The organism is Demequina iriomotensis (genome assembly GCF_000971395.1).
GTDB lineage: Bacteria > Actinomycetota > Actinomycetes > Actinomycetales > Demequinaceae > Demequina > Demequina iriomotensis.
Genome location: NZ_BBME01000009.1, coordinates 659,746 through 684,635, shown reverse-complemented (window position 1 = coordinate 684,635; position 24,890 = coordinate 659,746). Strand labels below are relative to the sequence as shown.

Annotated in this window: 22 protein-coding genes; 10 read left to right on the top strand and 12 right to left on the bottom strand. The window is 73.1% G+C overall.

All coding sequences use genetic code 11. From position 1 onward, the window contains the following. Nucleotides 1-25: 25 nt before the first annotated feature. Nucleotides 26-955, bottom strand: coding sequence for a DUF3152 domain-containing protein (locus AOM09_RS03285; protein WP_169747599.1), 930 nt, complete (start codon nucleotides 953-955; stop codon nucleotides 26-28). 50 nt (nucleotides 956-1,005) lie between these two features. Here AOM09_RS03285 and AOM09_RS03280 point away from each other — a divergent pair, with 50 nt between their 5' ends. Beyond that, on the top strand, nucleotides 1,006-1,224 hold the full coding sequence (locus tag AOM09_RS03280) for a DUF3107 domain-containing protein (protein WP_062384205.1): 219 nt from the start codon (nucleotides 1,006-1,008) through the stop codon (nucleotides 1,222-1,224). Between the two features lie 97 nt (nucleotides 1,225-1,321). Here AOM09_RS03280 and AOM09_RS03275 read toward each other — a convergent pair whose 3' ends face one another. The 6 genes from AOM09_RS03275 to AOM09_RS03250 form a co-directional block, all read right to left on the bottom strand. Then, the gene (locus AOM09_RS03275; protein WP_439644952.1) at nucleotides 1,322-2,407 is read right to left on the bottom strand and encodes an ABC transporter permease; all 1,086 of its coding nucleotides are present in this window, start codon (nucleotides 2,405-2,407) and stop codon (nucleotides 1,322-1,324) included. A 1-nt stretch (nucleotide 2,408) separates the two neighbouring features. Beyond that, on the bottom strand, nucleotides 2,409-3,392 hold the full coding sequence (locus AOM09_RS03270) for an ABC transporter permease (RefSeq protein WP_062384203.1): 984 nt from the start codon (nucleotides 3,390-3,392) through the stop codon (nucleotides 2,409-2,411). Nucleotide 3,393: 1 nt separating this feature from the next. Then, the gene (locus AOM09_RS03265; RefSeq protein WP_062384201.1) at nucleotides 3,394-4,203 is read right to left on the bottom strand and encodes an ABC transporter ATP-binding protein; all 810 of its coding nucleotides are present in this window, start codon (nucleotides 4,201-4,203) and stop codon (nucleotides 3,394-3,396) included. Beyond that, nucleotides 4,200-5,066, bottom strand: a complete 867-nt coding sequence (locus AOM09_RS03260) for an ABC transporter ATP-binding protein (RefSeq protein ID WP_062384198.1) — start codon at nucleotides 5,064-5,066, stop codon at nucleotides 4,200-4,202. Before AOM09_RS03260 ends, AOM09_RS03265 begins: the two co-directional genes overlap by 4 nt. An 80-nt stretch (nucleotides 5,067-5,146) precedes the next feature. Next, nucleotides 5,147-6,844: an ABC transporter substrate-binding protein gene (locus tag AOM09_RS03255; protein WP_062384195.1), complete on the bottom strand. Its 1,698-nt coding sequence runs from the start codon at nucleotides 6,842-6,844 to the stop codon at nucleotides 5,147-5,149. 49 nt (nucleotides 6,845-6,893) lie between these two features. Further along, nucleotides 6,894-9,404, bottom strand: coding sequence for a beta-glucosidase family protein (locus AOM09_RS03250; protein ID WP_062384192.1), 2,511 nt, complete (start codon nucleotides 9,402-9,404; stop codon nucleotides 6,894-6,896). 243 nt (nucleotides 9,405-9,647) lie between these two features. On the opposite strand from AOM09_RS03250, the gene AOM09_RS03245 reads away from it, so the two are divergent. Beyond that, complete coding sequence (locus tag AOM09_RS03245; RefSeq protein WP_062384189.1) at nucleotides 9,648-10,283, top strand: TetR/AcrR family transcriptional regulator; 636 nt, start codon at nucleotides 9,648-9,650, stop codon at nucleotides 10,281-10,283. Between the two features lie 196 nt (nucleotides 10,284-10,479). Continuing rightward, the gene (locus AOM09_RS03240) at nucleotides 10,480-12,153 is read left to right on the top strand and encodes a DEAD/DEAH box helicase (protein WP_062384186.1); all 1,674 of its coding nucleotides are present in this window, start codon (nucleotides 10,480-10,482) and stop codon (nucleotides 12,151-12,153) included. Nucleotides 12,154-12,469: 316 nt separating this feature from the next. On the opposite strand, the gene AOM09_RS03235 is transcribed toward AOM09_RS03240, so the two are convergent. Genes AOM09_RS03235 through AOM09_RS03225 form a run of 3 tightly spaced genes read right to left on the bottom strand, consistent with a single transcriptional unit; the run spans nucleotide 12,470 to nucleotide 15,058 of the window. Further along, the gene (locus AOM09_RS03235; RefSeq protein WP_062384182.1) at nucleotides 12,470-12,697 is read right to left on the bottom strand and encodes an RNA-binding S4 domain-containing protein; all 228 of its coding nucleotides are present in this window, start codon (nucleotides 12,695-12,697) and stop codon (nucleotides 12,470-12,472) included. A 46-nt stretch (nucleotides 12,698-12,743) separates the two neighbouring features. Continuing rightward, nucleotides 12,744-13,568: a PHP domain-containing protein gene (locus AOM09_RS03230; RefSeq protein WP_062384178.1), complete on the bottom strand. Its 825-nt coding sequence runs from the start codon at nucleotides 13,566-13,568 to the stop codon at nucleotides 12,744-12,746. 38 nt (nucleotides 13,569-13,606) lie between these two features. Then, nucleotides 13,607-15,058 (bottom strand): hypothetical protein, encoded by a 1,452-nt coding sequence (locus tag AOM09_RS03225; protein WP_062384175.1) that lies wholly within the window; start codon nucleotides 15,056-15,058, stop codon nucleotides 13,607-13,609. Between the two features lie 122 nt (nucleotides 15,059-15,180). On the opposite strand from AOM09_RS03225, the gene AOM09_RS03220 reads away from it, so the two are divergent. The 3 genes from AOM09_RS03220 to AOM09_RS03210 all read left to right on the top strand — a co-directional run bounded on the left by AOM09_RS03220 (nucleotide 15,181) and on the right by AOM09_RS03210 (nucleotide 18,003). After that, a complete protein-coding gene (locus AOM09_RS03220; RefSeq protein WP_062384172.1) occupies nucleotides 15,181-16,551 on the top strand; it encodes an aminopeptidase P family protein in 1,371 nt (456 codons plus the stop codon). 102 nt (nucleotides 16,552-16,653) lie between these two features. Continuing rightward, entirely contained in the window at nucleotides 16,654-16,839 is a 186-nt protein-coding gene (locus tag AOM09_RS03215) for a hypothetical protein (RefSeq protein ID WP_062384168.1), read from the top strand. A 177-nt stretch (nucleotides 16,840-17,016) separates the two neighbouring features. Beyond that, entirely contained in the window at nucleotides 17,017-18,003 is a 987-nt protein-coding gene (locus AOM09_RS03210) for an LLM class flavin-dependent oxidoreductase (RefSeq protein WP_062384165.1), read from the top strand. A 161-nt stretch (nucleotides 18,004-18,164) separates the two neighbouring features. On the opposite strand, the gene AOM09_RS14805 is transcribed toward AOM09_RS03210, so the two are convergent. Next, nucleotides 18,165-19,565: an aminotransferase-like domain-containing protein gene (locus AOM09_RS14805; protein ID WP_062384161.1), complete on the bottom strand. Its 1,401-nt coding sequence runs from the start codon at nucleotides 19,563-19,565 to the stop codon at nucleotides 18,165-18,167. Nucleotides 19,566-19,662: 97 nt separating this feature from the next. On the opposite strand from AOM09_RS14805, the gene AOM09_RS03200 reads away from it, so the two are divergent. From AOM09_RS03200 to AOM09_RS03185, 4 genes are all read left to right on the top strand, one after another. After that, the gene (locus tag AOM09_RS03200; protein ID WP_062384158.1) at nucleotides 19,663-21,081 is read left to right on the top strand and encodes a pyridoxal phosphate-dependent decarboxylase family protein; all 1,419 of its coding nucleotides are present in this window, start codon (nucleotides 19,663-19,665) and stop codon (nucleotides 21,079-21,081) included. A 58-nt stretch (nucleotides 21,082-21,139) separates the two neighbouring features. Next, nucleotides 21,140-22,441 (top strand): magnesium transporter MgtE N-terminal domain-containing protein, encoded by a 1,302-nt coding sequence (locus tag AOM09_RS03195; RefSeq protein ID WP_062384155.1) that lies wholly within the window; start codon nucleotides 21,140-21,142, stop codon nucleotides 22,439-22,441. Further along, entirely contained in the window at nucleotides 22,434-22,976 is a 543-nt protein-coding gene (locus AOM09_RS03190; protein ID WP_062384151.1) for a DUF1003 domain-containing protein, read from the top strand. Before AOM09_RS03195 ends, AOM09_RS03190 begins: the two co-directional genes overlap by 8 nt. A gap of 62 nt (nucleotides 22,977-23,038) precedes the next feature. Then, the gene (locus tag AOM09_RS03185) at nucleotides 23,039-24,163 is read left to right on the top strand and encodes an Mrp/NBP35 family ATP-binding protein (RefSeq protein WP_062384148.1); all 1,125 of its coding nucleotides are present in this window, start codon (nucleotides 23,039-23,041) and stop codon (nucleotides 24,161-24,163) included. 33 nt (nucleotides 24,164-24,196) lie between these two features. Here the strand turns inward: AOM09_RS03185 and AOM09_RS03180 are convergent, their stop codons facing one another. Continuing rightward, nucleotides 24,197-24,817: a hypothetical protein gene (locus AOM09_RS03180; RefSeq protein ID WP_062384145.1), complete on the bottom strand. Its 621-nt coding sequence runs from the start codon at nucleotides 24,815-24,817 to the stop codon at nucleotides 24,197-24,199. Nucleotides 24,818-24,890: the final 73 nt, after the last annotated feature.

Sequence of the window (24,890 nt, the reverse complement as noted above, 5' to 3'; positions counted from 1 at the left end):
CATCATCGGGGTACGACAGCGCGCGTCACGACGCCGTCGCGTCGGGGAACGGCCACGGGTTGACCTTGCACTCCTTGCTCATCGCGGCCTGATCCACCATGACGTCCGCTCGCCCCGACTCGCACGTCGCGTCGGCGCTGCCGAGCACGTGGCCCACGCCGTGGTTGAGCAGGTAGACCCGCGACGCGGCGCGCCGGTCGCCGTAGCGCTCCAGGCCGGCCGTCCAGTCGTAGACCGACAGCGGGACGATGCCGTCCGTCGCGCACGCTGCGGCGTCCGCGGCACCCGAGGCGCCCGAGGCGCCCTCGGCCCCCTCCGCCGACGGGCTGGGCGACGCGCCGGTGCCCGTGCCGGCGACCTCGGCGGCGGCATGCGTGTCGGGGCACCGCAGCGCGAGCGTGTACGGGCTCGCGAGCACTACGCGCACGTCGGCCGCGCCCTCCGTGAGCACGAACTGGAGTCGACCCGCGGAGCCCCAGCCGCGCGGATCGTTGAGCGTGGTCATCACGTAGTCGACCAGCGCGGCCTCGTCGATGGTCACGCCGTCCTCGACGTCGATGCGCACGTACTTGGTCGGCACGGCGTCGGCGGAGGCGGACGGACCCGCGGACGCCGTCGCCGAGGCGCCCGACCCGACCGCCGGCGTGAAGGTCCCCTCGCCGCGCTCGACCACCGCGGTGGTGAGCACGCCCGCCGCCGCATCGTCCGCGTCGAGGTCGCGCTCGATGGGCGCGAGCGACGGCACGGACACGTCCGGCTCGGGGGTGGCGCTGGGCGACGGCGACGCGCTGGGCTCGGGCTCGCTCCAGGCCCGGTACCACCCGGGCACCTGGCCCGTCAGCCAGCCCGCGCCGATGCCGAGCGCGAAGCACGCGACGATCGCGACCACCGTCACCCACACCCCGGGGAGGGCGATTCCCCTGCCCGCGAACAGGCCTCCGGAGCGCCGAGTCATCGCCCTAGGATAAGGGCGAACATCACCGAGGTTGAGCATTGGAGGCTGCCGTGGAGATCAGGATCGGCGTGCAGAACGTGTCCCGCGAGATCGCGATCGACACCGACATGAGCGCGGACGCGGTCACGAAGGCGGTCGATGCCGCGGTCGCCGGCGGCACCCTGGACCTCACCGACGCGAAGGGCCGGCGCGTGATCGTGCCCGGCGCCGCGCTCGGCTACGTCGACATCGGCGAGGAGACCAAGCGCCGCGTCGGCTTCGAGGCGTAGGCCGTCCCGCACCGAAGGCCCGTGGCGATGCCACGGGCCTTCGTCGTACGGGGGGACGATGCGGGGGCCGGGGAGGCGCCGCGGCCCCCGCATCGCGTCACGGCCGGGGGGCTGCGCCCCCCGCCGCGGTGGTGGCCGACGCCTCGGCGGCGGGGGAAGCGGTCCCGCCCGGCGCATCGTCCACGTCCTCGGGGGCGACGCGCACCGCGGTGACGCCGCTGGCCATCGACAGGCCCTTCTTGCGCATGGCCCGCGCGCGCTCGCCCGCGGAGCGGAGTCGCGGGTTGACGTACTCGTCGATGCCGAAGTTCACGAGCGACAGCGCCGTCCCGAGGATCGCGATGCACAGGCCCGCCGGCACGTACCACCACCAGAAGTCGGGGAACGCGCCGTTCTGCTGGGCCCAGAAGAGGATGGTGCCCCAGTTGAGGTTGGTGATGGGGATGACGCCGATGAACGCGAGGGTCGTGAGGCCGAGCACGGCCGCCGTCACGGTGCCCACGAAGCTCGAGGCGATGATCGCGGTGAGGTTGGGCAGCATCTCGACGGCGATGATGCGCCACAGGCGCTCGCCGTTGGCCTTGGCGGCCTGCACGAAGTCGCGGTTGCGCAACGACAGCGTCTGCGCGCGCAGGACGCGCGCACCCCACGCCCAGCCCGTGATCGCGATGACGGCGGAGATGAGCACGATGCTCGGGTCGTCGTACTGCGACGCCACGATGATGATGAGCGGCAGCCCTGGGATCACGAGGAACACGTTGGTGAGCGCCGAGAGGCCCTCGGAGCGCCAGCCGCTGAGATAGCCCGCCGCGACGCCCACGATCACCGCGACGAGGGTCGCGAGCACGCCAGCGACGAGGCCGACGACGAGCACGCCGCGCGTGCCGTAGACGATCTGGCTGAACACGTCCTCGCCCAGGTGGGTGGTCCCGAGCCAGTGCTGGGCCGAGGGCGGCTGCTTGAGCGCGCTGAAGTCCTTCTCGAGCGGCCCGAACGGCGCGATCACCGGGGCCAGGATCGCGACGAGGGCGAAGATCCCGAGGATGACGAGGCCGGCGAGGGACTTCGGGTTGCGGAACATCGCGAACGCGGTGCCGAGGCGGCTCAGCGCCGAGGGGCGTTGCGGCTCGGTCGAGCGGTTCTCCTCGACGGAGCCGGTGGCGGGCATGGTCGTCAGCGACATGTCAGGACTCCATCATCCGGGTGCGCGGGTCGAGCATCGCGTGGGCGACGTCCGCGAGGATGTTCGCGACCAGCACCGCGAGCGTGATGACCAGGAACAGCCCCTGCATGAGCGGCCAGTCCTTGGCGTTGGTGGCGTCGAGCAGCAGCTTGCCGACGCCGGGGTACGAGAACACGAGCTCCATCACCAGGGTGCCGCCCACGATGAAGCCGAGCGCGAGCGCGAAGCTCGACAGCTGCGGCAGCACCGCGTTGCGCGCCGCGTAGCGCGTCATGACGCGCTGGGGCGACAGGCCCTTGGCCTCGGCGACGGTCACGTAGTCCTCGTCGAGCACGGTGATCATCATGTTGCGCATGCCGAGCACCCAGCCGCCAAGCGAGGCGAAGACGATGGTGAGCGCGGGCAGCGTGCCGTGGGCCACGACCTGGCCGATGAAGTCCCACGACCACTCGGGCGACGATCCCTTGTCGTAGGCGTGGGAGGCGGGGAACCAGCCCAGGCGCGTCGAGAAGATCGCGATGACGATGAGGCCCATCCAGAAGTACGGCACCGTCGAGAAGAACGTCGCGAAGGGCACCACGTAGTCCGCTCGGGAACCGCGCCGCCAGCCGATGAACGTGCCGACGGACGTGCCGATGAAGAAGCTGAAGATCGTCGCGATGCCCACGAGCCCGAGCGTCCACGGCAGCGCCGAGGCGATCACCTCGGACACGGGCGCGAGGCCCTTCGAGAACGAGCGGCCCAGGTCGCCCGAGAAGAGCTGCCCCCAGTAGTCCCAGTACTGCTGGATCAGCGGCTTGTCGGAGTCGAGGCCGAACAGCGTGCGGAGCGAGTCGATCGCCTCGGGGTTGAACTCGCTCTGATGCTTCTGCAGGTACGCGGTGATGGGGTCGCCCTTCATCATCCGCGGCAGGAAGAAGTTGATGGTGATCGCGGCCCAGGCGGTGAAGGCGTAGAACGCGAGGCGGCGCAGCAGGAATCGCACGTCAGCTCCTCGTGACGGCGCGGCCCGTGGGGTCCGCGAAGTGCTTGTCGGGGTCTGGCGAGGCGCCGCGCAACGCACGCGTGTACTCGTGCTGGGCGCGCAGGATCACGTCGTCTGCCGGTCCGCGCTCCACCACCACGCCGTGATGCAGCACCATGATCTCGTCGGAGAAGTGGCGCGCCGTCGCGAGATCGTGCGTGATGTAGAGGACGCCCAGGTTCGACTCGCGCTGCAGGTCCGCGAGGAGGTTGAGCACCCCCAGGCGGATCGACACGTCGAGCATCGACACGGGCTCGTCCGCGATGAGGAGCTCGGGGCGCGACGCGAGCGCGCGGGCGATGGCGACGCGCTGGCGCTGACCGCCCGAGAGCTCGTGCGGGCGGCGGTCGATGGTCGCATCGGGGTCGAGCCGCACGCGCGCGAGCAGGCTCCGGACCTCGTCCTCCACCTGGTCCGCCGGGACCACCTTGTCGAGCCTGAGCGGCCGCTCGAGGTGGTGACGGATGGTGTGGTACGGGTTCAGCGACGCGAAGGGGTCCTGGAAGACCATGCGCACGCGCTGGCGGTAGCGGCGCAGGCCGGGACCACGATGCGGGATGGGCTCGCCGTCGAGCAGCACCTCGCCGGAGGTGGCGCGCTCGAGCTGCGTGAGGATCTTGGCGATGGTCGACTTGCCGGAGCCCGACTGCCCGACGAGCGCGATGGTCTGGCCGGACGTGAGCGAGAAGCTCACGTCGTCGAGGGCGAGCATGTCGCCCGAGCCGCGCACGCGGTAGCGCTTGGAGACGTTCCTCAGCTCGAGCGTGGTCATCGTGACGCCTCCGTGGTCGCGGCCTGCGGCTCCGAGCCGCGCACGAAGTCGCCGCGCTCGCCCGTGAGGCTTGGGAAGGACGCCAGCAGCCGGCGCGTGTACTCGTGCTGCGGGTCCGAGTAGAGGTCGAGCGCGCTCGCCAGCTCGACGATGACGCCGTCCTTCATCACGGCGATGCGGTCGGAGATCTCCAGCAGCAGCGGCAGGTCGTGGGTGATGAAGATGACCGAGAAGCCCAGCTTCGCGCGGAGGTCCGAGATCTGCTCGAGGATCTCGCGCTGCACCAGCACGTCGAGAGCGGTGGTGGGCTCGTCCATGATCATCAGCTGCGGGCGCAGGGCCATGGCCATCGCGATCATCACGCGCTGGCGCATGCCGCCCGAGAGCTCGTGCGGATAGCTGCGCAGCCGCTCGCGCCCCACGCCGACGAGGTCGAGCAGGCCGGCGCACTCCTCGCGCCGCTCGGCGCGCCGCATCCCGGGACGATGCGTGAGGAAGACGTCCTCGAGCTGGCGGCCGATCGTGGCGACCGGGTTGAGCGCGTTCATCGCGCCCTGGAACACCATCGACACCTTGTCCCACCGGAACGCGCGCATCGCGTCCGCGTCGAGGGCGTTGATGTCGATGTCCTCGCCCGACTCGTCGTGGAACACCGTGTGCCCCGAGGTGATGACGGCGGGCGCCTTGAGCAGCCGCTGGATGCCGTAGGCGAGGGTGGTCTTGCCGCAGCCGGACTCCCCCGCGAGCCCGAGGATCTCCCCTCGCTCGAGCTCGAGCGAGACATGGCGGACGGCCTCGACCGGCGGGTCGACGTCGTAGACGACGCTGAAGTCCGAGACGGTCAGCAGGGTTTCTGTGGTCACGGGATGCTTCCTGTTGCGGTGGACGATGGTGCGGCCTCGGTGGGGCCGGGCGGACCCGGCCCCACCGAGGCGAGGGTGCATCAGCTCGCGGGCTCGAGGCGCGTGAGGATGAGCACCGCGGAGGCGATGGTCGGGTTCGGGTCCGCGTACGGGTCCTCGTCCGACGGCCAGCCCACGTAGCTGCGGGTGTTCCACTCGCCGATCGACGGGCGGGTGCCGACGGGGATGGTCACCACCTCGTCCACGAAGACCTTCTCGATCGTGTCCATCGCGGCCTGACGCGTCGCATCGTCCGCCGCCATGGCGAAGTCGTCGAGCGCCTGCGTGGCCTCGTCGGAGTCGAAGCGGCCGAAGTTGTTGTTGGCCGGCTCCCCCATGGGCACCAGCCACTCCTTCGACATCATCGACTTGTACATGTCGTACGGGGTGGCGCCGCCGTCGGTCCAGTGCAGGATCGCCTGGAAGTCGCCGATCGACTTGTCGTTCCACCACGTGTCGACGTCGGGGGTCTGGACCGTGGCCTCGACGCCGAGCGCCTTGACCGAGTCGGCGATGAGCGAGATGCCCGTCACGTAGTCGTTCCAGCCCTGCGGGACCTGGAGCTCGAACGTCACGTTCTCGCCGTCCGGGTCGACCAGCTGGTCGCCCGACCACGTGTAGCCGGCGTCCTCGAGCAGCGCGCGGGCGCCGTCGACGTCGACCGCGTAGGACTGCCCCTGGAACTCCGAGGAGATGTAGGAGTCGCCGACGGGGGTCGGCATGCCGGTCACCGAGGTGAGCTCGGGGACGCCGCCCTCACGCGCGATCTCCGCGTGCTTCGCGCGGTCGACGACCATGTTCACGGCCTTGCGGAACGCGACGTCGTCGAACGGCTTCTCCTGCAGGTTCATGTACATGGTGTCGATCGCGAGACCCGGCGGCGCCCAGTAGATGTTGTGGTCCGCGTCCTTGTCGAGGTACGCGCTCTGGACGTTCGGGATGAACGCCTGCGCCCAGTCGGCGTCGCCGGTCGCGAGCGCCGTCGTGAGCGCCGTGTTGTCGTTGTACGACACGTAGTAGAGCGTCGGCACGGCGAGGTCGCCGCCCCAGTAGTCGTCGCGCGCGGTGAGCTCGACCGACTGCGTGGAGAAGCTGCTGAGCACGTACGGGCCGGTGCCGACGGGCTCGAGGTTGTCCGCCGTCGCCGGGTCGTCCACCGTCTCCCAGACGTGCTTGGGGACGATGTACTTGTGCAGCACCTTGTCCTGCTTGACGAACATCGGTCCGTCGAAGGTGAGGGTGACCGCGTCGCCGTCCTGCGCGACGGCGTTGAGCCCGAGCGCCGCGGTGTCGAGCTCGGGGTGGTCGAGGAACATCTGGTAGGTGAACGCGATGTCGTCGGCCGTGAAGGGCTCGCCGTCGTTCCAGGTGACGCCGTCGCGCGCCGTCACGGTCACGGAGGTGCCGTCCTCGGACCACGCGATCTCCGACGCGAGCCACGGCGTGACATCCGCGGTCGGGTCGATGGTGTTGACGAACGCGAGCGGCTCGAGGATCGCGTTGATGTAGCCGAGCTTGAGGCCCGACGAGTCGCCGACCCACGGGTTGTTCGACTCGGTCGCGATGGCGCCGTCGGGCTTCGCGATGGTGAGCGGCGCTCCCGCCTGGGGCGTCGAGCCGCTGCCGCCGTCGCCCGTCTCCGACGGGTCGTCGCTGGTGCCCCCGCCGCCTGCACAGGCGGCGAGCGCGAGGGTGGTGGCCACGGACATGGCCACGAGGGAGGACTTCCTCATCCTCATGTTCTTCTCCTTCGTTGCGGCGGCCTCCCAGCCGCCATCGACCTCGTTGTCAATCCCGCATCGTGCGGGCAGCCGCGTCCCCGCCGTCCCTCCTCCTCGACTCGGGCGCCTCGAGCCGGACCGCGGTGTCCAGCCGAAGATCGCGAACGGACCGTCCTGCACGGAGGCGGTACTCGCCCGCGGGCAGCGCCCACGCGCCCGCCTCCGTGTCCCACACCTCGAACCGCCGGCGCGCGACGGTCACGCGCGCTCGCACGGTCTCGCCGGGCCGCGCCTGCACGGTAGCGAAGCCGCCGAGCCACCGGCGCGGGCGCTCGTGCGCGCCCGCCGGTGCCTCGAGGTACACCTGGACCACCTCGCGGGCGTCGCGCCCGCCGCGGTTCGCCACCTCGACGTCGAGCTCGACGTCGCCGTCGGCGGTCACGCGTGGCGCCCCGATCGCCCCGTACGCCCAGTCGCACCAGCCGAGGCCGTGCCCGAACGGCGCGGCCGGCACGGCGCCCGAGCGCTCCCAGCCGCGGTAGCCCACGTGGACGCCCTCGTCGTAGCGGACGATGCCGCGCTCGGGAATCGCATGCGGCACCGGCACGTCGGGTTCGCGCGCCGGGAGGGTCCACGGCAGCCGCCCGGCGGGCTCGACGACTCCGGCGAGGACATCGGCGAGCGCGTGCCCGGCCTCCTGGCCGGGGAACCACGCCCACAGGACGGTGCGCGCCCGCTCGAGCCACGGCAGCAGCACGGGGGCGCCGGCGTTCACCACCACCACGGCGTCGGGCGCGACCTCGAGCACCCGCGCGACCAGCTCGTCCTGACGGCCGGGCAGCGCGAGCGTGACGCGGTCCCAGCCCTCGGACTCGGACTCCTCGTTGGTGCCCACCACGACCACCGTGAGGTCGGCCGCTCGCGCCGCCGCGACCGCCGCTTCGAGTTCCTGCTCGGCGGTCGGTCCGGGCAGCGCGTGCCGCAGCTCGGCGCGCACGAACCGGCCGTAGCCGCCCGCGTCGATCACCCGCAGCCGCGCCGAGACGGTCACGTCGCGAGGCTCCGCGACGTGGACCTCGACCTCGGCGCCCGCAGGGTTGTTGACCGACGAGTCGAGGACGCAGTCGACGCCGACCGCGACGTCGCTCGCCGATGCCTCGACGCCGTCGACGACGATGCGGTGCGCACCGACCGTGCCCACGGACAGGCGGTGCGCGCCCGGCGCGGAGAGGCGCACCACGGCGGTCAGCTCGACCTCGGCCGCCTCCGCGTCGAGGTCGCGGAGCCAGCCGTCCCAGGCGGCGACCGTCGCGTCGCCCAGGGCGACCCCGGCATCGTCCCGCTGCACGACCGTCACCCCCGCGACGTCGAGCCGGGGCGCGAAGGCTCGCGGGTCGCCGCCGCGCTCGAGGACGATGCGCGCGCCGGGCCAGCGCGCCGCGATGCCCTCGGCGGGCGACACCACGTGGGCGGGGCGCACGGTCGACGAGCCGCCGCCGAGCACATGCGGTCGCAGCGCGTTGGGTCCGAGCAGCGCCACGCTCGCGGGAGCCGGACGGTCCCACGGCGCATCGTCCGCGCGGCGGAGCACCACCATCGAGGAGGCCGCCGCGCGCCGCACCAGGTCGCGCAGGTCCTCGGCGTGCGTGACGGGCGCCGCGGGCGCATCGAGCGCCCCGACCCGGTGGGCGAGCAGGAGGATGCGCGCGACCTTGTCGTCGATCTCGCGCTCGGGGACGCGACCGTCCCTCACCGCCGCGAGCAGGCGATCGCCCCACGCGCCGCCGGGTCCTGGCATCACCAGGTCGAGCCCGCCGTTCGCCGCCGCCTCGCCCTGGGCCTCGCCGGTGGCCTCCCAGTCGGAGACCACGACGCCGTCGAAGCCGAGCTCGTCCTTGAGGACGTCGACCAGCAGGTGACGGTGCGCGATCATCGGCGCCGACTCGACGCCGTCGTCCGCGCCGTTGTACGCGGCCATGAGGGACCACACGCCCGCCTCGACCGCCTCCGCGAACGGCGCGAGGTAGACCTCGCGGAGCGCCTGCATGCCGACGCGGGACACGTAGGAGGTGCGCTCGGTCTCCGAGTCGTTCGCGATGTAGTGCTTCATGCACGCGGCGACGCCCTGGTCCTGGACGCCGCGCACCACCGTGACGCCGATCGCCGAGGTGAGGAACGGATCCTCGGAGAAGCACTCGAAGTGGCGGCCGCCGGCGGGCGTGCGCTGCAGGTTGACCTGCGGGGCGAGCACCACGTCGACCCCGTGCGTGCGCGCCTCGCGGGCGAAGGCCTGACCCACCTCGAAGGCGAGCGCGACGTCCCAGGTCGCGGCGATCGCGCTCGGCGTGGGGAACAGGATCGAGGTCTCGCCCTCGGTCTCGCCGAGCCCCCGGACCCCGACGGGGCCGTCGGAGAAGGTGACCCCGCGCAGCCCCAGCTCGGGGAGCCCGTGGAGGCTCCACATCGTCCGGCCGGTGAGGAGGAGCACCTTCCGCTCGAGCGGGAGGGCCCGTGCGGCGGCGCGGCAGCCCTCGAGCGTGGCGTAGGCCTCGGGGGCGTCGAGCGACGGCAGCGTCACCGGTTTCTCCTCATCGTCGAGCAGCCCGGGTCTCCCCGGTCGTTGTCGGGTAACTTACTGTGCTGTCAGTAACTTTCTCAACCCCGGGCGGTGCCTGTTGCGAAACCGTGACCATCGGAGCGTCGGACCGCTGGGTCTGCGCACGTGCGTAGACTCGGCCCTGACCTGGCTGAACGGGCGGCCCCCGGCGACCGATGCAGGTCGACCGGGCACCATCGGCCCGGATCACAGCCGAGGGGGATCATGACGACCACGCGACGAGCATCGAAGCCGCGGCCGGAGACGGTGGCGCGGCGGCGCGAGATCCTGCGCGCCGCGCTCGAGATCTTCGGCGCCAAGGGCTACAACAACGGCCCGCTCGCCGAGATCGCCGAGCAGGTCGACATGACCCACGCCGGGATCCTCCACCACTTCGGCACCAAGGACCGCCTGCTCGTCGAGGTGCTCCGCTACCGCGACGAGACGGACGTCGAGGGCATCGAGGGCCAGCACATCCCGGACGGCACAGAGCTGTTCCGCCACCTGGTGCGGACCGCGTTCGCGAACGAGGAGCGTCCCGGCATCGTGCAGGCCTACGCGGTCCTGTCCGCCGAGTCCGTCACCGACGGCAACCCCGGCCGCGAGTACTTCGAGGAGCGCTACACGCAGCTGCGCGCCGAGGTCGGGCAGGCGTTCCGCGTGATGTGCGCCGAGCGCGGCGTGGACGCGCCCGACAGCGTGGACCGCGCGTCGGCGTCCGTGCTCGCGGTGATGGACGGCCTGCAGGTCCAGTGGCTGCTCGACCGCGGCAACGTCGAGCTCGCACGGGCGAGCGAGTTCGCGATCGAAGCGATCGTCTCGGCGGTGCTCGACCCGAGGCCTTCGCCGCTCGCCCCCTGAGCGGACGCGGCACCGGACCAGGGGCCCTGTACCTTCGGCACCCTGCGCCGGTACACTGTGACGCGACCCGGGGCTGACCGGTCGTCATGTGAAGCGCGGTACCGCTGAAGACAGCGACGAGCCGCTTAGAGGATGATTCGCGATCGGCTGCCCGCCGCATGGGCGCTGCCGCGCCCCCACCCTCCTCTGGAGCACCATGACCGAGACCCATGCCAGCGTGCAGGCGCACGACACCACCTTCGCCGACTACGACGTCGACCCCCGCATCGTCGAGGCGCTCGCCGACAAGGGCATCACCAGCCCCTTCCCCATCCAGGCCATGACCCTGCCGGTCGCCCTGTCCGGCCACGACATCATCGGCCAGGCCAAGACCGGTACCGGCAAGACGCTCGGCTTCGGCATCCCCGCGCTGCAGCGCACCGCCGCCCCCGGCGAGGACGCCTACGAGCTGCTCGGCGACGCCAAGGGCAAGCCGCAGGCGCTCATCGTCGCCCCGACCCGCGAGCTCGCGGTGCAGGTGGCCAACGACCTCGAGGCCGCGTCGCGCAAGCGCGCCGTCCGCATCGTCCAGATCTACGGCGGCCGCGCGTACGAGCCCCAGATCGAGGCCCTCCAGAAGGGTGCGGACGTCATCGTCGGCACGCCGGGCCGCATGATCGACCTGCTCAACCAGGGCCACCTGGACCTGCGCTTCATCAAGACCGTGGTGCTCGACGAGGCCGACGAGATGCTCGACCTGGGCTTCCTGCCCGACGTCGAGCGGCTGCTCGCCGCGACCCCCGCGTCGCGCCACACCATGCTGTTCTCCGCGACGATGCCGGGCGCCGTGGTCGCGTTGGCCCGCCGCTACATGACGCAGCCCACGCACATCCGCGCGGCCGACCCGGACGACGACGGCGCCACCGTCAAGGCCATCAAGCAGGTCGTCTACCGTGCGCACGCGCTCGACAAGGTCGAGGTCCTCGCGCGCCTGCTGCAGGCGAACGGCCGCGGCCTCACCGTCGTGTTCGCGCGCACCAAGCGCACCGCCGCGAAGGTGTCGGACGAGCTGCGCGAGCGCGGCTTCGCCGCCGGCGCCATCCACGGCGACCTGGGCCAGGGCGCCCGCGAGCAGGCGCTCCGCGCGTTCCGCTCGGGCAAGATCGACATCCTCGTCGCGACGGACGTCGCGGCGCGCGGCATCGACGTCACCGACGTCACGCACGTGGTCAACTACCAGTGCCCCGAGGACGAGAAGACGTACCTGCACCGCATCGGCCGCACCGGCCGCGCGGGCAAGACCGGCACCGCCGTGACGTTCGTCGACTGGGACGACGTGCCCCGCTGGTCGCTCATCGACAAGGCGCTCGACCTCGGCTACCCCGAGCCGCAGGAGACGTACTCGAGCTCGCCGCACCTGTTCGAGGACCTCGACATCCCCGCGGGCACCAAGGGCCGCCTCCCGCGCGACAAGCGCACCCGCGAGGGCCTCGAGGCCGAGACGCTCGAGGACCTGGGCGAGACCGGCAAGCACACGGGCGGCGCGGGCCGTTCCGGCGGGCGTGACGGCGGTCGCGGCCAAGGCGGGCGCCAGGGATCGGGCTCCGGCTCGCGTTCGGGTTCGGGTTCGGGTTCGGGTTCGGGCGAGGGCGCGCGCGAGGGCGGCTCCGGCCGCAACCGCAACCGTCGCCGTGGGGGCTCGGGACAGGGCGGCTCGTCGGAGGGCTCGGCTCCTCGCGAGCCGCGCGCCGAGGGCGCCGCATCGTCCGGCACCGGCCCGTCCGGCGAGGGCGAGGCCAAGCCGCGCCGTTCGCGCAACCGCCGTCGCCGCCGCTCGGGCGGCGCGGGCTCGGGTGAGGGCGCGCCGCAGGCGCAGCCGGCAGGCGAGTAGCAGCCGACACGAAGGGCGGGATCCGCGAGGGTCCCGCCCTTCGCCGTGTCCGTCGCGTCGCGCTCGGCACACAGCGCCCCGCACGCCGCGCCCCGGAGCCCGCCCCTCTGCGCCTGACCGCAGGGGATCTTGAGGAATCCGGGTTCCCTGCGGCCTTCGCGCATGAGATCTTGAGGGTCGCGCCCCTCACGCTGCCTCCGTGCGGCGCGACACTGCGGGGGATCGCAAGATCCCCTGCGCGAAGGCCCTGTCGAGGCGCAGGACCTCAAGATCCCATGCGCCAGGCGCCAGGCGCCGCGCTCGTCGCGCGGCCCCGCTAGGCGGAGACGCGCGCCCGGCGGCCGTCGAGCTCCACGACGTCGCCGTGCTGGAGCTGGCGTCCGCGCCTGCGATCGACCTCGCCGTTCACGGAGACCTCGCCGTACGCGATGGCCTCCTTCGCCTCGCCACCGGTGTCGACGAGGCCCGACAGCTGCAGGAACTGGCCGAGGCGGATGACGTCGCCGGAGACCGGGATGTCGGCGATGGGGCTCTGGCGGGTCATGTCGGCATGATAGGCCCGCCCGTGCCGCCGGCGGCAGCGCGGGAGGCTAGCCCCGCTGCGCCTGCAGCGCCTCGAACGCCTCGACGGAGGTGGTGTTCTCGCCCAGCACGTTGAGCTTGCCGGTCCCGTGATAGTCCGAGGACCCGGTCCGGATGAGCCCGTGCCTCTCCGCGAGCGCCGCGAGCCGCGCGCGCGAGTCGTCGTCGTGGTCGCGATGATCCACCTCGAGCCCCGCGAGCCCCGCCTCCGCGAGCGACGCGATCACGGAGTCGGGCACCACCCTCCCGCGTGCATGGGCGCCTGGATGCGCGAACACGGGCACCCCGCCGGCCGCGCGGATGGCACGCACCGCATCGTGCACGTCGGGCGCGTAGTGGTGGACGTAGAACGGGGAGCGGTTGTGCAGGATCGCATCGAACACCTCGCCACGCGTCGCGAAGTGCCCGCGCTCGACCAGGGCGTCGGCGATGTGAGGCCGTCCCACCGTCGCGGCCTCGCCCGACTGCCGCACCACGTCCTCCCACTCGAGCGGGTACTCGACGGCGATCCGCTCGACCATCGACTGCGCACGCCCCACGCGCGCGTCGCGGGTGAGCGCAAGGATCTCGGCGAGCGCGGCATCGTCGGGTCGCGGCCAGTACGCGAGCATGTGGATCGACACCCAGCGGTCCTTCGCCGACACCTCGATGCCGGGCACGAAGCCGATGCCGAGCCGCTCGGCCTCCGCCGAGGCCTCCTCCCAGCCGTCGGTCGAGTCGTGGTCGGTCAGCGCGACCCAGTCGAGCCCCGCCTCCGCGGCCTCGCGGATCACCTGGGCAGGCGCGCCCGTGCCGTCGGAGACCGTGGAGTGGGTGTGGAGGTCGATGCGCACGCCCTCAGCCTAGGCATCGCGGCGGGACGATGCGCGGGTCAGGCCTCGTGCCGACGTACCAGGAACATCACGCCGAGCGCGGCCGCGAGGATCGCGCCGATCTCGACGGGACCCGTGCCGCCGCGCCCGGCCTCGACGGCGCCGACCGCCGAGGTCTCGGCGGCGGGCTGGCCCGCCTCCGCGGCGACGGGGACCGCGGTCACGTGCTCCTCGACCGGTGCGACGGTGGCCGCCTGCTCCGCCAGGCCCGCGATCCGCTCGACCTCGGCCTCCTGGTCGAACGCGACGGGCCTCGGCTCCTCGGATTCCTTCGCGGGCTCGTCGGACGGCGCGGGGGCGGGCTCGGCAACCTCAGGCTCCTCCGCCTCGGGCTCCTCGACCTCGGGCTCGACGGGCGCGGGATCCGGCGTCGGCGCGACCGCGAGGGTGAACGTCCCCGCGACCGAGACGCGCGTCGCGCGCGTCGCGTCCCCGCCGACGCGCACCGTGCCCGTGACCTCGACGACCAGATCGATCGACCCGGCCACCGCATCGTCCTCCGACACGGGGACGTCGACGGCGCAGGCGAGCGTCGGATCACACCCCGCCACGAGGCCCTCCGGCGCGAGCACCGTGACGGCCGGATCGTCGACGGCCGGCAGCTCCGGGCGCGCGAGGGTCAGTGTGACGGGCACCGTCGCGCCCGCGTGGATCTCGCCATCGGGCCACGTCGCGGTCCACGAGATCGCGGCGAGGAGCGCGCGGACCTCGGCGACATCGAGCCGGCGTTGCTCCATCGCCGTCGCCGCGGCGTGGGTCGCGTCGTGAATCGGCGTCAGCGCGTCTACCTCCGCCGCGGCGTCGGCCAGCGCCGCGCGGGCGGCGGCCTCGGCCACGAGCGCGCGCTCATGCTCCGCGACCCGCTCCTCGAGCGCGGGGAGCCCGTCGGATGCGGCGAGCCACGCCTGAAGCGTGAGCACGGCCTGCGCCTCGGCCTCATCGAGCTCGGTGCGCGCCGCGTCGAGACGCTCCTGCTTCTCGTCACGCAGGGGACCGGGAGCGGCGAGGGCGAGCTCGGCCTCGAGCAGCACCACCTCGGCCCGCAGCGAGGTGGCGGCGTGCTGCGCCTCCGCGCGGGCGTCCGCCAGCTCCTGCAGCGCCTCGAACTGCGCGTCGTACGCCTCCGCCGCGCCCTGGGTGGCGAGGACGCTCGTCGCGGCGGCGTCGGCCGCCGCCTCGGCGTCCGCGAGGTCCGCCTCGGACTGCGCCAGCAGCTCCTCGAGGGTCGCATCGGCCTCGTCGACGGCAGCGGCCTGCGCACGCACCTCGTCGAGGTCGCCGGCCTCGAAGGCCGCATCGGCGGCGGCGGCCGCGACGGCCGCGTGCTCCGCGATCACGCCCGCGCGCTCGAGCCGCGACGCCTCCTCGGCGGCGAAGGCCGGCGCGATCAGCAACGAGCATGTCGTGACGATCACCGCGGCCGCGGCAAGCAGGCGTGCGCGCACGAGCATCGACCTTCCCTCGGAGTGGACCAAGGTTATGGCCGGTGCTCGCGAGCGCCGACGCGCGAAGGGGACGATGTGCCCAACCTCACACGTGCGATGCCACCCGCCACGCATGCGACCATTGCCGGGTGAACGACAAGGTTGAGACGAACAAGGCCCGTACCGGCCGGCCCACCACCCAGGAGTTCAAGGACTTCATGGGCGCGCACTGGGCGCCGCACGAGGACGTCGAGGTCACCCGCATCGCCGCCGCGCCCTACGCCGCCGAGCGCCGCGCCCGCCTGAGCGCGCGCTTCCCGGGCGAGCGCATCGTGGTCAAGGCGGGCGACCTCAAGACCCGCTCGAACGACACGGACTACCGCTTCCGCCCCGACAGCGACTTCGCCTACCTCACCGGGCTGGGGATGGACCACGAGCCGGGCGCGATCCTGGTGATGGAGCCCCGCGAGGGCGCCGCCGAGGGGCACGATGCGACGCTGTACCTGGTCCCGCCCGCCCAGCCGGGCGACGAGGGCTTCTACTCCGACCCGGCCGCCGGCGAGTTCTGGATCGGCCGCCGTCCGGGCCTGCCCGAGTTCGCGGCCATGACCGGCATCGCGACCAAGGCGCTGTCGGAGCTGCCCAAGATCAACCTCGCTCACCAGCCGCACAAGAACGTGCGCGTCGCGCTCGCCGAGATGCGCTTCGTCAAGGACGAGTACGAGGTCCAGCAGCTGCGCGACGCGGTCGACGCGACCATCGCAGGCTTCGAGGCCGCGATCGCTCAGCTGCCCCGCGCGGTGGGCCACAAGCGCGGCGAGCGCGTCATCGAGGCGAGCTTCGACGGCCACGCCCGCGAGGAGGGTAACGGCACGGGCTACGAGACCATCGCCGCGGCCGGCCCGCACGCCACCACGCTGCACTGGATCGCCAACACCGGCCAGGTGCGCGAGGGCGACCTGCTGCTGCTCGACGCGGGCGTCGAGGTCGAGAGCCTCTACACCGCGGACGTCACGCGGACGTTCCCCATCTCGGGCGACTTCACGGCCACGCAGCGCCGCGTCTACGAGATCGTCCTCGAGGCCGCCGACGCGGCCCTGGCGATCGTCAAGCCGGGCATCAAGTTCCTCGACATCCACTTCGCGGCGGTCGACGTCATCGAGAAGCGCCTCACGGAGTGGGGCATCGCGCCGGAGTCCGTCGACCCCGAGTCCAAGCTGTTCCGTCGCTGGATGGTCCACGGCACGTCGCACCACCTCGGCATCGACGTGCACGACTGCGCGGAGGCCAAGCGCGAGCTGTACATGGAGGGCGTCCTCGAGCCGGGCATGGTGTTCACCATCGAGCCGGGCCTGTACTTCCAGGAGGGCGACCTCGCCGCCCCGGAGGAGCTCCGCGGCATCGGCGTCCGCATCGAGGACGACATCCTGGTGACCGAGGACGGCGCGGAGAACCTCTCCGCCGCGCTCCCCCGCGACCCCGACGAGGTCGTGGCCTGGATGAAGCGCCTGGGCCGCTAGTCACGCCCGAGACCCGGAGGGCGGGGCGTCGCGATCGGTGCGACGCCCCGCCCTTCGTCATCCCTCCGTCGCATCACCGCAGCGACGTGGGACGATGCGAGCGTGAGCGAGCGCGGGCGCCGGGTGACGCGATGGGTCGTGTGGGCCCTGGTGCTCGCCTTCGCGTTCGCGCCGGTCCTCACGGTCGGCACGTGCGTCGATGCGGTCGACCCCGCCGCGAGCTACTGCGACAGCGGGCTCGCCTCACCGCTCATGGCGATCCTGGAGACGCACTACCCGTCGCCGTAGCCGCCCTCCCGCTGCTCCATGTCACGGACCGGCGGTCGCCCGGTCTGCCTCCGAACCTGATTCGCGGATCGAGGTGCCCCTGGCCCGTGACTTGTGCAGGGGGCGCTCCGGCGCGGGCATAGGCTCCCGTGGTCCGGCGTTGTGCCCCCGGAACCGCCGTCGCCCGAAAGAAGAACCATGCCCCTCGCCCTGTCCCTGCTCGACCTCGCCTTCATCCGTCCCGGAGGCACCGCCGCGGAGAGCCTCGCGCACTCGGTTGACCTCGCCAAGGCCGCCGAGAGCGCCGGCTACGGCCGCGTCTGGTACGCCGAGCATCACGCGATGCCGACCATCGCATCGTCCGCCCCGGCCGTGGTCATCGCGCACGTCGCGGCGCACACGCGCACCATCCGCCTGGGTGCCGGCGGCGTCATGCTGCCGCACCACTCGCCGCTCGTGGTCGCGGAGCAGTTCGGCACGCTCGCCGAGCTGCATCCGGGGCGCATCGACCTGGGGCTCGGCCGCGCGCCCGGCGGCGACCGCGGCGTGTACGCCGCCCTGCGCCGCGCGCCCGAGGACTCGGACCGCTTCCCCGAGGACGTCCGCGAGCTCCAGGGCCTGCTGGCCGGCGACCCGCGCCTCGACGGCCTCGTCGCCACGCCCGGCGCCGGCACCCGGGTCCCGCTGTACGTGCTCGGGTCCTCGCTGTTCGGCGCGCAGCTCGCCGCGCAGCTGGGACTGCCGTACGCCTTCGCCTCGCACTTCGCGCCGCAGGCGCTCGAGCAAGCGGTCGCGCTCTACCGAGGCACCTACCAGCCCTCGGAGCAGCATCCCGAGCCCTTCGTCATCGCGGGCGTCAACGTGATCGCGTCGGAGGACGGCGACGAGGCGCGGGCCGAGCTCGCGGCCGCCCGCCGGTACCGCGTCCGCGCGCTCCTCAAGCGCGGTCCCGCGACGCGGGAGCACTCCGACGACGAGATCGAGGCGTTCCTCACGACGCCGCAGGGCCAGGGCATCGCAGCCATGATGTCGAAGGCCGCGGTCGGCACGCCCGACGAGGTCCGCGTGGGCCTCGAGGCCTTCGCGGAGGAAGCCCGCGCCGACGAGCTCATCACGGTCCACCCGTCGCTCGACCCGGCGGCCCGGATCCGCTCGGTGAGGCTCGCGGGCGACGCCCTGCGCTGACCGGGGCCTCTGTCCGACGGCAGGCTCTGCCGCAAGTCACGTCTGTCGAGTTGCCCGATCCGCGCGCGAACGGCGAGGACCGATCGAGACTCCGCAGATCCGTGACTTGCGACGGCGGGGTGAGGCGGCGGGGTGAGACGGCAGGGCGCGCGGGCCCGGCGTCAGGCCGCGCGGGCCGCCAGCGCCTTGACCCCCACCCGCATCTGCTCGGGCGGCAGGTAGAACGGGAGCCGGAAGCGATCCGCGCCCGCGCCCGGGATCACCGAGAACGCCGCACCCGCGACCACGGGGACGCCCGCGCGCTCGGCGCGCTCGGCGAAGCGCTCCGCCGAGACCCCCGGCATGCGGACCCACAGCGACGGCCCGCCGTCGGGCGTCACGGCCTCCCAGTCGAGTCCCTCCTCGGCTATCGCCTCGCGCGTCGCCGCGAGGGACTCGCGCAGGGACGTGAGCCTCCACGCCACGGACTCCTCGTACCGCTCGCGCAGGAGCACGGCGCCGATGCGCTGGAACAGCGCCGGGCTGCCGAGATCCATGGCGGCGCGACGATGCCGCAGCTGCGCCGCGAGCGTCGCGTTCGTGTGCAGCCACCCGATGCGCAGCCCACCCCAGAACACCTTCGACAGGCCGCCGATGGTGACCACCGACGCTCCCGTCCCCAGCGCCGCGAACGGGCGCGGGCGGGCGCCCGAGAGCGCGAGATCCGCGAGCGTGCGGTCGTCGATCACGGTGGTGCCGGCGGCGGCCGCCGCGTCGAGGAGCGTCGCCGCGTCCGCATCGGCGAGCATGGTGCCCGTCGGGTTGTTGAACGTGGTGACGTAGGCGAGGTCGGGCTCGGCCGCGCGCAGCAGCTTGGCGGCGCCGGTCACGTCGAGCCCCGCGTCGGTCATGGGCAGCGCGAGCGGCCGCGACCCCGCCGCGGCGATCGCGTCGAACACCCCCGGGTAGGTGATCGCCTCGAGCGCCACCGGCGTCGCCGCCGTCGCGAGCGCGGTCACCGCGAGCCACAGCGCCTGCTGGGCGCCCGACGTGATGACCACCTCGTCCGCGCGTGCGGGGATGCCCTGCGCGCGCAGGTGGTCCGTGACCGCCAGGGTGAGGTCGCGGTCGCCCAGGGCCGCGTAGCCGTTGCCCAGCGCCGCGACGCCGTCCAGCAGCTCCTCGGGCCGCGCGAGCGCCTCGGACACGGCGGGCGCGGGCGGCGGCGACGCGGTGTTGAGCGCGACCAGCGGCTCGTCCTGGCCCACGAGGATGCGCGAGAAGCGGTCCTGCGCCGTCAGCGCGGACACCCCGCGCGAGCGCATGCCGAGCCGCGGCGCCGTGCCGGGCGAGGCCTCGAGCCAGCCCTGGTCCCGCAGCCGCTGATACGCGGCGGTGACGGTGTTGCGCGACAGGTGCAGCTGCGACGCGAGCGCCCGCTCCGACGGGAGCCGCGCGCCGTGATCGAGCGAGCCCGCCTCCGCGAGCGACACGATCGCGTCCGCGAGCTGCTGATAGAGCGGCCCCGTGCCCGACTTCCAGTGGTCGAGCACGCCGCTGAGCTGATCCGCCGTGGTGCGCATGACGCCATCCCATCGCGAACTGGCACCCTCCCGCAAGCGCCAGAGGTGCTCGAGGTGGCCCTGGCCATCAGGAGCCAGTCCGCGCAGGCTGAACCGCATGAGCACCGTCGACCTCACCCCGGCCCTCACCAGCCCCCACGCCCTCGCCTCGACCCGCGAGCGCATCGGCCTCGTGACCGAGGCCGCCCGCCGCGCCGGCGCGTACCTCGCGGGTGCCGCGCATCGTCCCGTCGCGCCGACGCCGGAGGCGATCGCGGCGCTCGACGTCTTCCGCCGTCCGCTCCAGGACCGCTCGATCGCGGCCCGGGAGGTCCTCGCGGAGCTGGACGCGTTCGGCTCCCCCGCGACGGTCGCACAGGCGCAGGGCCGCTTCTTCGGCTTCGTCAACGGCGGCGTCGACAATGCCGCCGCCGCCGCGGCGGTGCTCGCGGGCCAGTGGGACCAGAACCCCTCCCTCCCAGTCGCGTCCCCCGTCGCCTCGGTGCTCGACGAGGTCGCGGCCGGCTGGGTGCTCGACCTCCTGGGCCTGCCGGACGATGCGACGGCCACCTTCACGCCCGGCGCCACGCTCGCGAACCTCACAGGGATCCTGGTCGCGCGCGACGCGCTGCTCGCGCGCGCGGGCTGGGACGTCGACCGCGACGGCCTCTTCGGCGCGCCGCCGCTCCGGGTGATCGTCGGCGAGGAGGTGCACGTCTCGATCCTCAAGGCGCTGCGCCTGGCCGGGCTCGGGCCGGGCCGCATCGAGACGGTGCCCACCGACGCGACCGGCGCGATCCGGGCCGACGCGTTCCCCACCGACACCGACGCGCTCACCCTGGTCATCCTCCAGGCGGGCAACGTCAACACCGGCGCCTCGGACCCCTTCGCCGCGATCATCCCGGCCGTGCACGATGCGGGCGGCTGGGTCCACGTCGACGGCGCGTTCGGCCTGTGGGCGGCGGCCTCCCCCGCCCTGCGCGACCAGGTGGCGGGCGTCGAGCTCGCGGACTCGTGGGGCACCGACGCCCACAAGTGGCTCAACGTGCCCTACGACTCGGGCCTCGTCATCGTGCGGGAGCGCGCCGACCTCGAGCGCACCACCGCGATGCAGGCCTCGTACGTCGCGAGCACGGACGCCCGCCCGCTCATGCAGCTCGGGCTGCAGATGTCGCAGCGTGCCCGCGGCATCGAGACGTGGGCGATGCTGGCCGCCAACGGCCGCGAGGGCGTCGCCGCGCTGATCGAGCGCACGTGCGCGCACGCCCGGCTCTTCGCGGAGCTGCTCACCGGCGGCGGCGCGGACGTGCTTGCGCCCGTCGCGCTCAACCAGGTGCTGGTGCGGTTCGGGGACGACGCGACCACGGACGCGGTGATCGCGGCGGTCCAGGCCGAGGGAACGATGTGGGCGGGCGCCTCGACCTGGAAGGGCCGTCGCGCGATGCGCATCTCGGTGTCCGATCAGGCGACCACCGTCGACGACGTCCGCGTGAGCGCGGCGGCGATCCTCGCCTGCTGGGCCCACGTACGAGGCTGAAGCGTCCGCATCGTCCCACGTCCCAGGAGGGACGCGTCCCCGGGACTACTCTGGGCGCATGAGCACCGCAGTCGACCGCGTCTACATCGCGCGCCTCGCGGGCACCTCGGTCTTCGACCCGATCGGCGACGAGGTCGGCCGTGTGCGCGACGTCGTCGTCGTGATCCGCCGCACCGGCGGTACGCCGCCCACCGCGGTGGGCCTGGTGGTCGAGGTCCCCGGCCGCAGGCGCGTCTTCATGCCCCTCACCCGCGTCACGGCGATCAACCCCGGGCAGGTCATCTGCACGGGCGTCATCAACCTGCGGCGCTTCAAGGCGCGCCCGGGCGAGTCCCTCGCGATCGCGGAGCTGTTCGAGCGCTCAGTGAAGCTCAAGGAGGACAAGTCCACCGCCTACATCGAGGACATCGCGATCGAGCAGGACCGCACCAAGACGTGGCGCCTCACCAAGCTCTACGTGCGTCGCGCCGAGCGTCGCAAGGGCGTGTTGGGCTTCTCGCGCCGCGGCGAGTCGCTCGTGGTGGGCGTCGACCAGGTGACGGGGCTGTCGACGCGCGACAAGAACCAGGGCGCGTCGCTGGTCATCGAGGCCTTCGAGGACCACAAGCCGGCCGACCTCGCGGCGGCGCTCATGGAGATGAGCCCGTCGCGCTCGGCGGAGATCGCGGCCGCGCTGGACGACGAGCGCCTCGCCGACGTGCTCGAGGAGCTTCCCGAGGAGGATCAGATCGTCCTCCTGTCGACCCTGCGCTCCGAGCGTGCGGCCGACGTCCTCGAGGCGATGGACCCGGACGATGCGGCCGACCTCCTGGGCGACCTGCCCGCCACCCAGGCCGCCGCGCTGCTCGAGCTCATGGAGCCCGAGGAGGCGCGCAACGTCGAGCAGCTGCTCGGGTACGAGGACGACTCCGCCGGCGGGCTCATGACCACCGAGCCCGTCATCGTGGGCCCGGAGACGTCCGTCGCGACGTGCCTCGCGCTGGTGCGCAAGAACGAGCTGCCGCCCGCGCTCGCCTCGATGGTGTTCGTGGTGCGCCCGCCGCTCGAGACGCCCACCGGCCGGTACATCGGCCTGGTCCACATCCAGCGCCTGCTGCGCGAGCCCCCGCACGAGGCGATCGGCTCGTTCGTCGACCCCGCGATCGCGCCGCTGCACCCGGGCGACCACCTGTCCATCGTCGCGCGCCGCATGGCCGCATACGACATCCTCGCGCTGCCCGTGGTGAACGACGACCACCGCCTGGTGGGCGCGATCTCGATCGACGACGTCCTCGACCACCTGCTGCCCAGCGACTGGCGCGAGCACATGGACGAGGACGAGTCGCTCGGCGCCCCCGCGAAGGGAGGCAGCCGTGGCTGACCGTCTCGACCGCCCCAAGGGCGTGGATCGCGGCCTCTTCCGGCGGCGCAAGGACGCCGAGCGCGGGGGCCAGTGGGCCGAGGGCATCGCGCGGTTCCTGGGCACCCCGAGCTTCATCCTGTGGCTCACCATCTTCGTGGGCGCGTGGGGGGCGTGGAACGTCTGGGGCCCCGACAAGCAGCAGTTCGACCCGTGGCCGTTCATCGGGCTCACGCTCATGCTGTCGCTGCAGGCGTCCTACGCCGCGCCCCTGATCCTCTTGGCGCAGAACCGTCAGGCGGACCGCGACCGCGTCGCCGCCGAGCAGGACCGCCAGCAGGCCGCCCGCTCGCTCGCCGACACCGAGTACCTGGCGCGCGAGGTCGCCTCGCTGCGCCAGGCGCTGGGCGAGACCGCGACGCGCGACTTCGTGCGCTCCGAGTTGCGCGCGCTGCTCGAGGAGCTCCGGGAGGAGCTGCGCGAGGACGGCGACGTCGAGCAGGACGAGGACCCGCGCCCCGACGAGCCGCGCAAGCCCAGCCGCCGCGCCCGCTGACCCGCGCATCGTCCCCGCCCGACCGGGAGGGAGGCACGCGCCGAGCGCCTACGATTGACCCCATGCCTACCGTCGAGCTCATCCACGACGCCCTCGCCAAGGTCATCGACCCCGAGATCCGCCGCCCCATCACCGAGATCGGCATGGTCCGCTCGGTCGACGTGGACGGCGCCCTCGCGGTGGTCGGCATCGACCTCACCACGCAGGGGTGCCCGATGCGCGAGCGCATCACCACGGACGTCGAGGCGGCCGCGCGTACGGTCGACGGCGTCGAGGACGTGCGCATCGAGCTGGGCGTGATGAGCGAGGAGCAGCGCCTCGCGCTGCGCTCCAAGCTCCGCGGCGGCAAGCCCGAGCCCGTCATCCAGTTCACGCAGCCCGGCAACATGACGCGCATCTACGCGATCGCGTCGGGCAAGGGCGGCGTGGGCAAGTCCACCGTCACGGCGAACCTCGCGGCCGCGATGGCCCAGGACGGCCTCAAGGTCGGCGTGCTCGACGCCGACATCTTCGGCTTCTCGATCCCGGGCATGCTCGGCGTGCAGGGCCAGCCCACGCGCATCGACGACATGCTGCTGCCCCCCATCGCGCACGACGTCAAGGCGGTCTCGATCGGCATGTTCGTGCCCGAGGGCCAGCCGGTCGTGTGGCGCGGGCCGATGCTCCACCGCGCGATCGAGCAGTTCCTCGCCGACGTGTTCTGGGGCGACCTCGACGTGCTCCTCCTCGACCTTCCGCCCGGGACCGGCGACATCGCGATCTCGGTCGCGCAGCTGCTGCCCCACGCCGAGATCCTCGTGGTGACCACGCCGCAGTCCGCCGCCGCGGGCGTCGCGGAGCGCGCGGGCGCGATCGCGACCCAGACCTCGCAGTCGGTGGTCGGCGTGGTCGAGAACATGGCATGGCTCGAGCAGGCCGACGGGTCGCGGCTCGAGGTGTTCGGCTCGGGAGGCGGCGCCACCGTGGCCGGTCGCCTGTCCTCGGTGCTCGGCACGCAGGTGCCGCTGCTGGGCCAGATCCCGCTCGACATCACCGCGCGCGAGGCGGGCGACGCGGGCACGCCCGTGGTGGTCTCGGACCCGTCCTCGCCCGCGGCGGAGGCCCTGCGCGAGGTGGCGAGGACGCTCACGTCGCGCCAGCGCGGCCTCGCGGGCCGCTCGCTGGGCGTCACCCCCGTCAAGCGGTAGGTGCGCGCCTCCCCACCCGACCGCTGCGGAGGGTCAGCGCGCCGCGTGGCGCGCGGCGTGGGGCTCCTCGTGCGGATGCACGCGCGGCCCCCAGCCGACGATGACGGCCGCGACCAACCCCGCCAGCACGCCTCCGGTGGACACCGCGGGTGTCGCGAGGGAGGCGAGCAGCGCATCGTCGAAGCCCGGGCCCGAGCCGCCGACCGCCTCGAGCAGCTGGCGCACACCGCCCGAGCCGAGTCCGTCGAAGACTCCCGTGACCGTCATGACGTGGACGCCGAGGAGCGTCGCGACGAAGGCGATCCCCTGGTCGACGAGCCCGTGGTCGTGGGCGAGGTAGCGCACCGTGAAGCCGACCGCCGCGGTCATGAGCGCGCCCAGGAGCGTGAGGGCGTAGAGGTTCGGAGCGTCCGGCACCAGGATCGCGAGCAGCAGCGCGACCGCGAGCGCGACCACCAGCGCCGCGGCGAGCGAGCCCGTGCGGTTGGTGCGCACGCGCTCGAGGAACGAGGGCGGGGGCTCGTAGGCGACGGGGAGCACGGGCTCCTGCGCGTCCGCGGGCCCCGACTCGTAGGCGGGCGTCGGCTCCGTCGCCGGATCGGGCGCGGGCACCGGATCGGGCTGCGGCTCGGACGGGTCGTTCTGCTTGGCCATCGTGACCTCCTCGGCGTGACCCTCGCATTGTGGCACGGCGCCCTGGGCATGCCCACGAACGTGCTGGCATGAT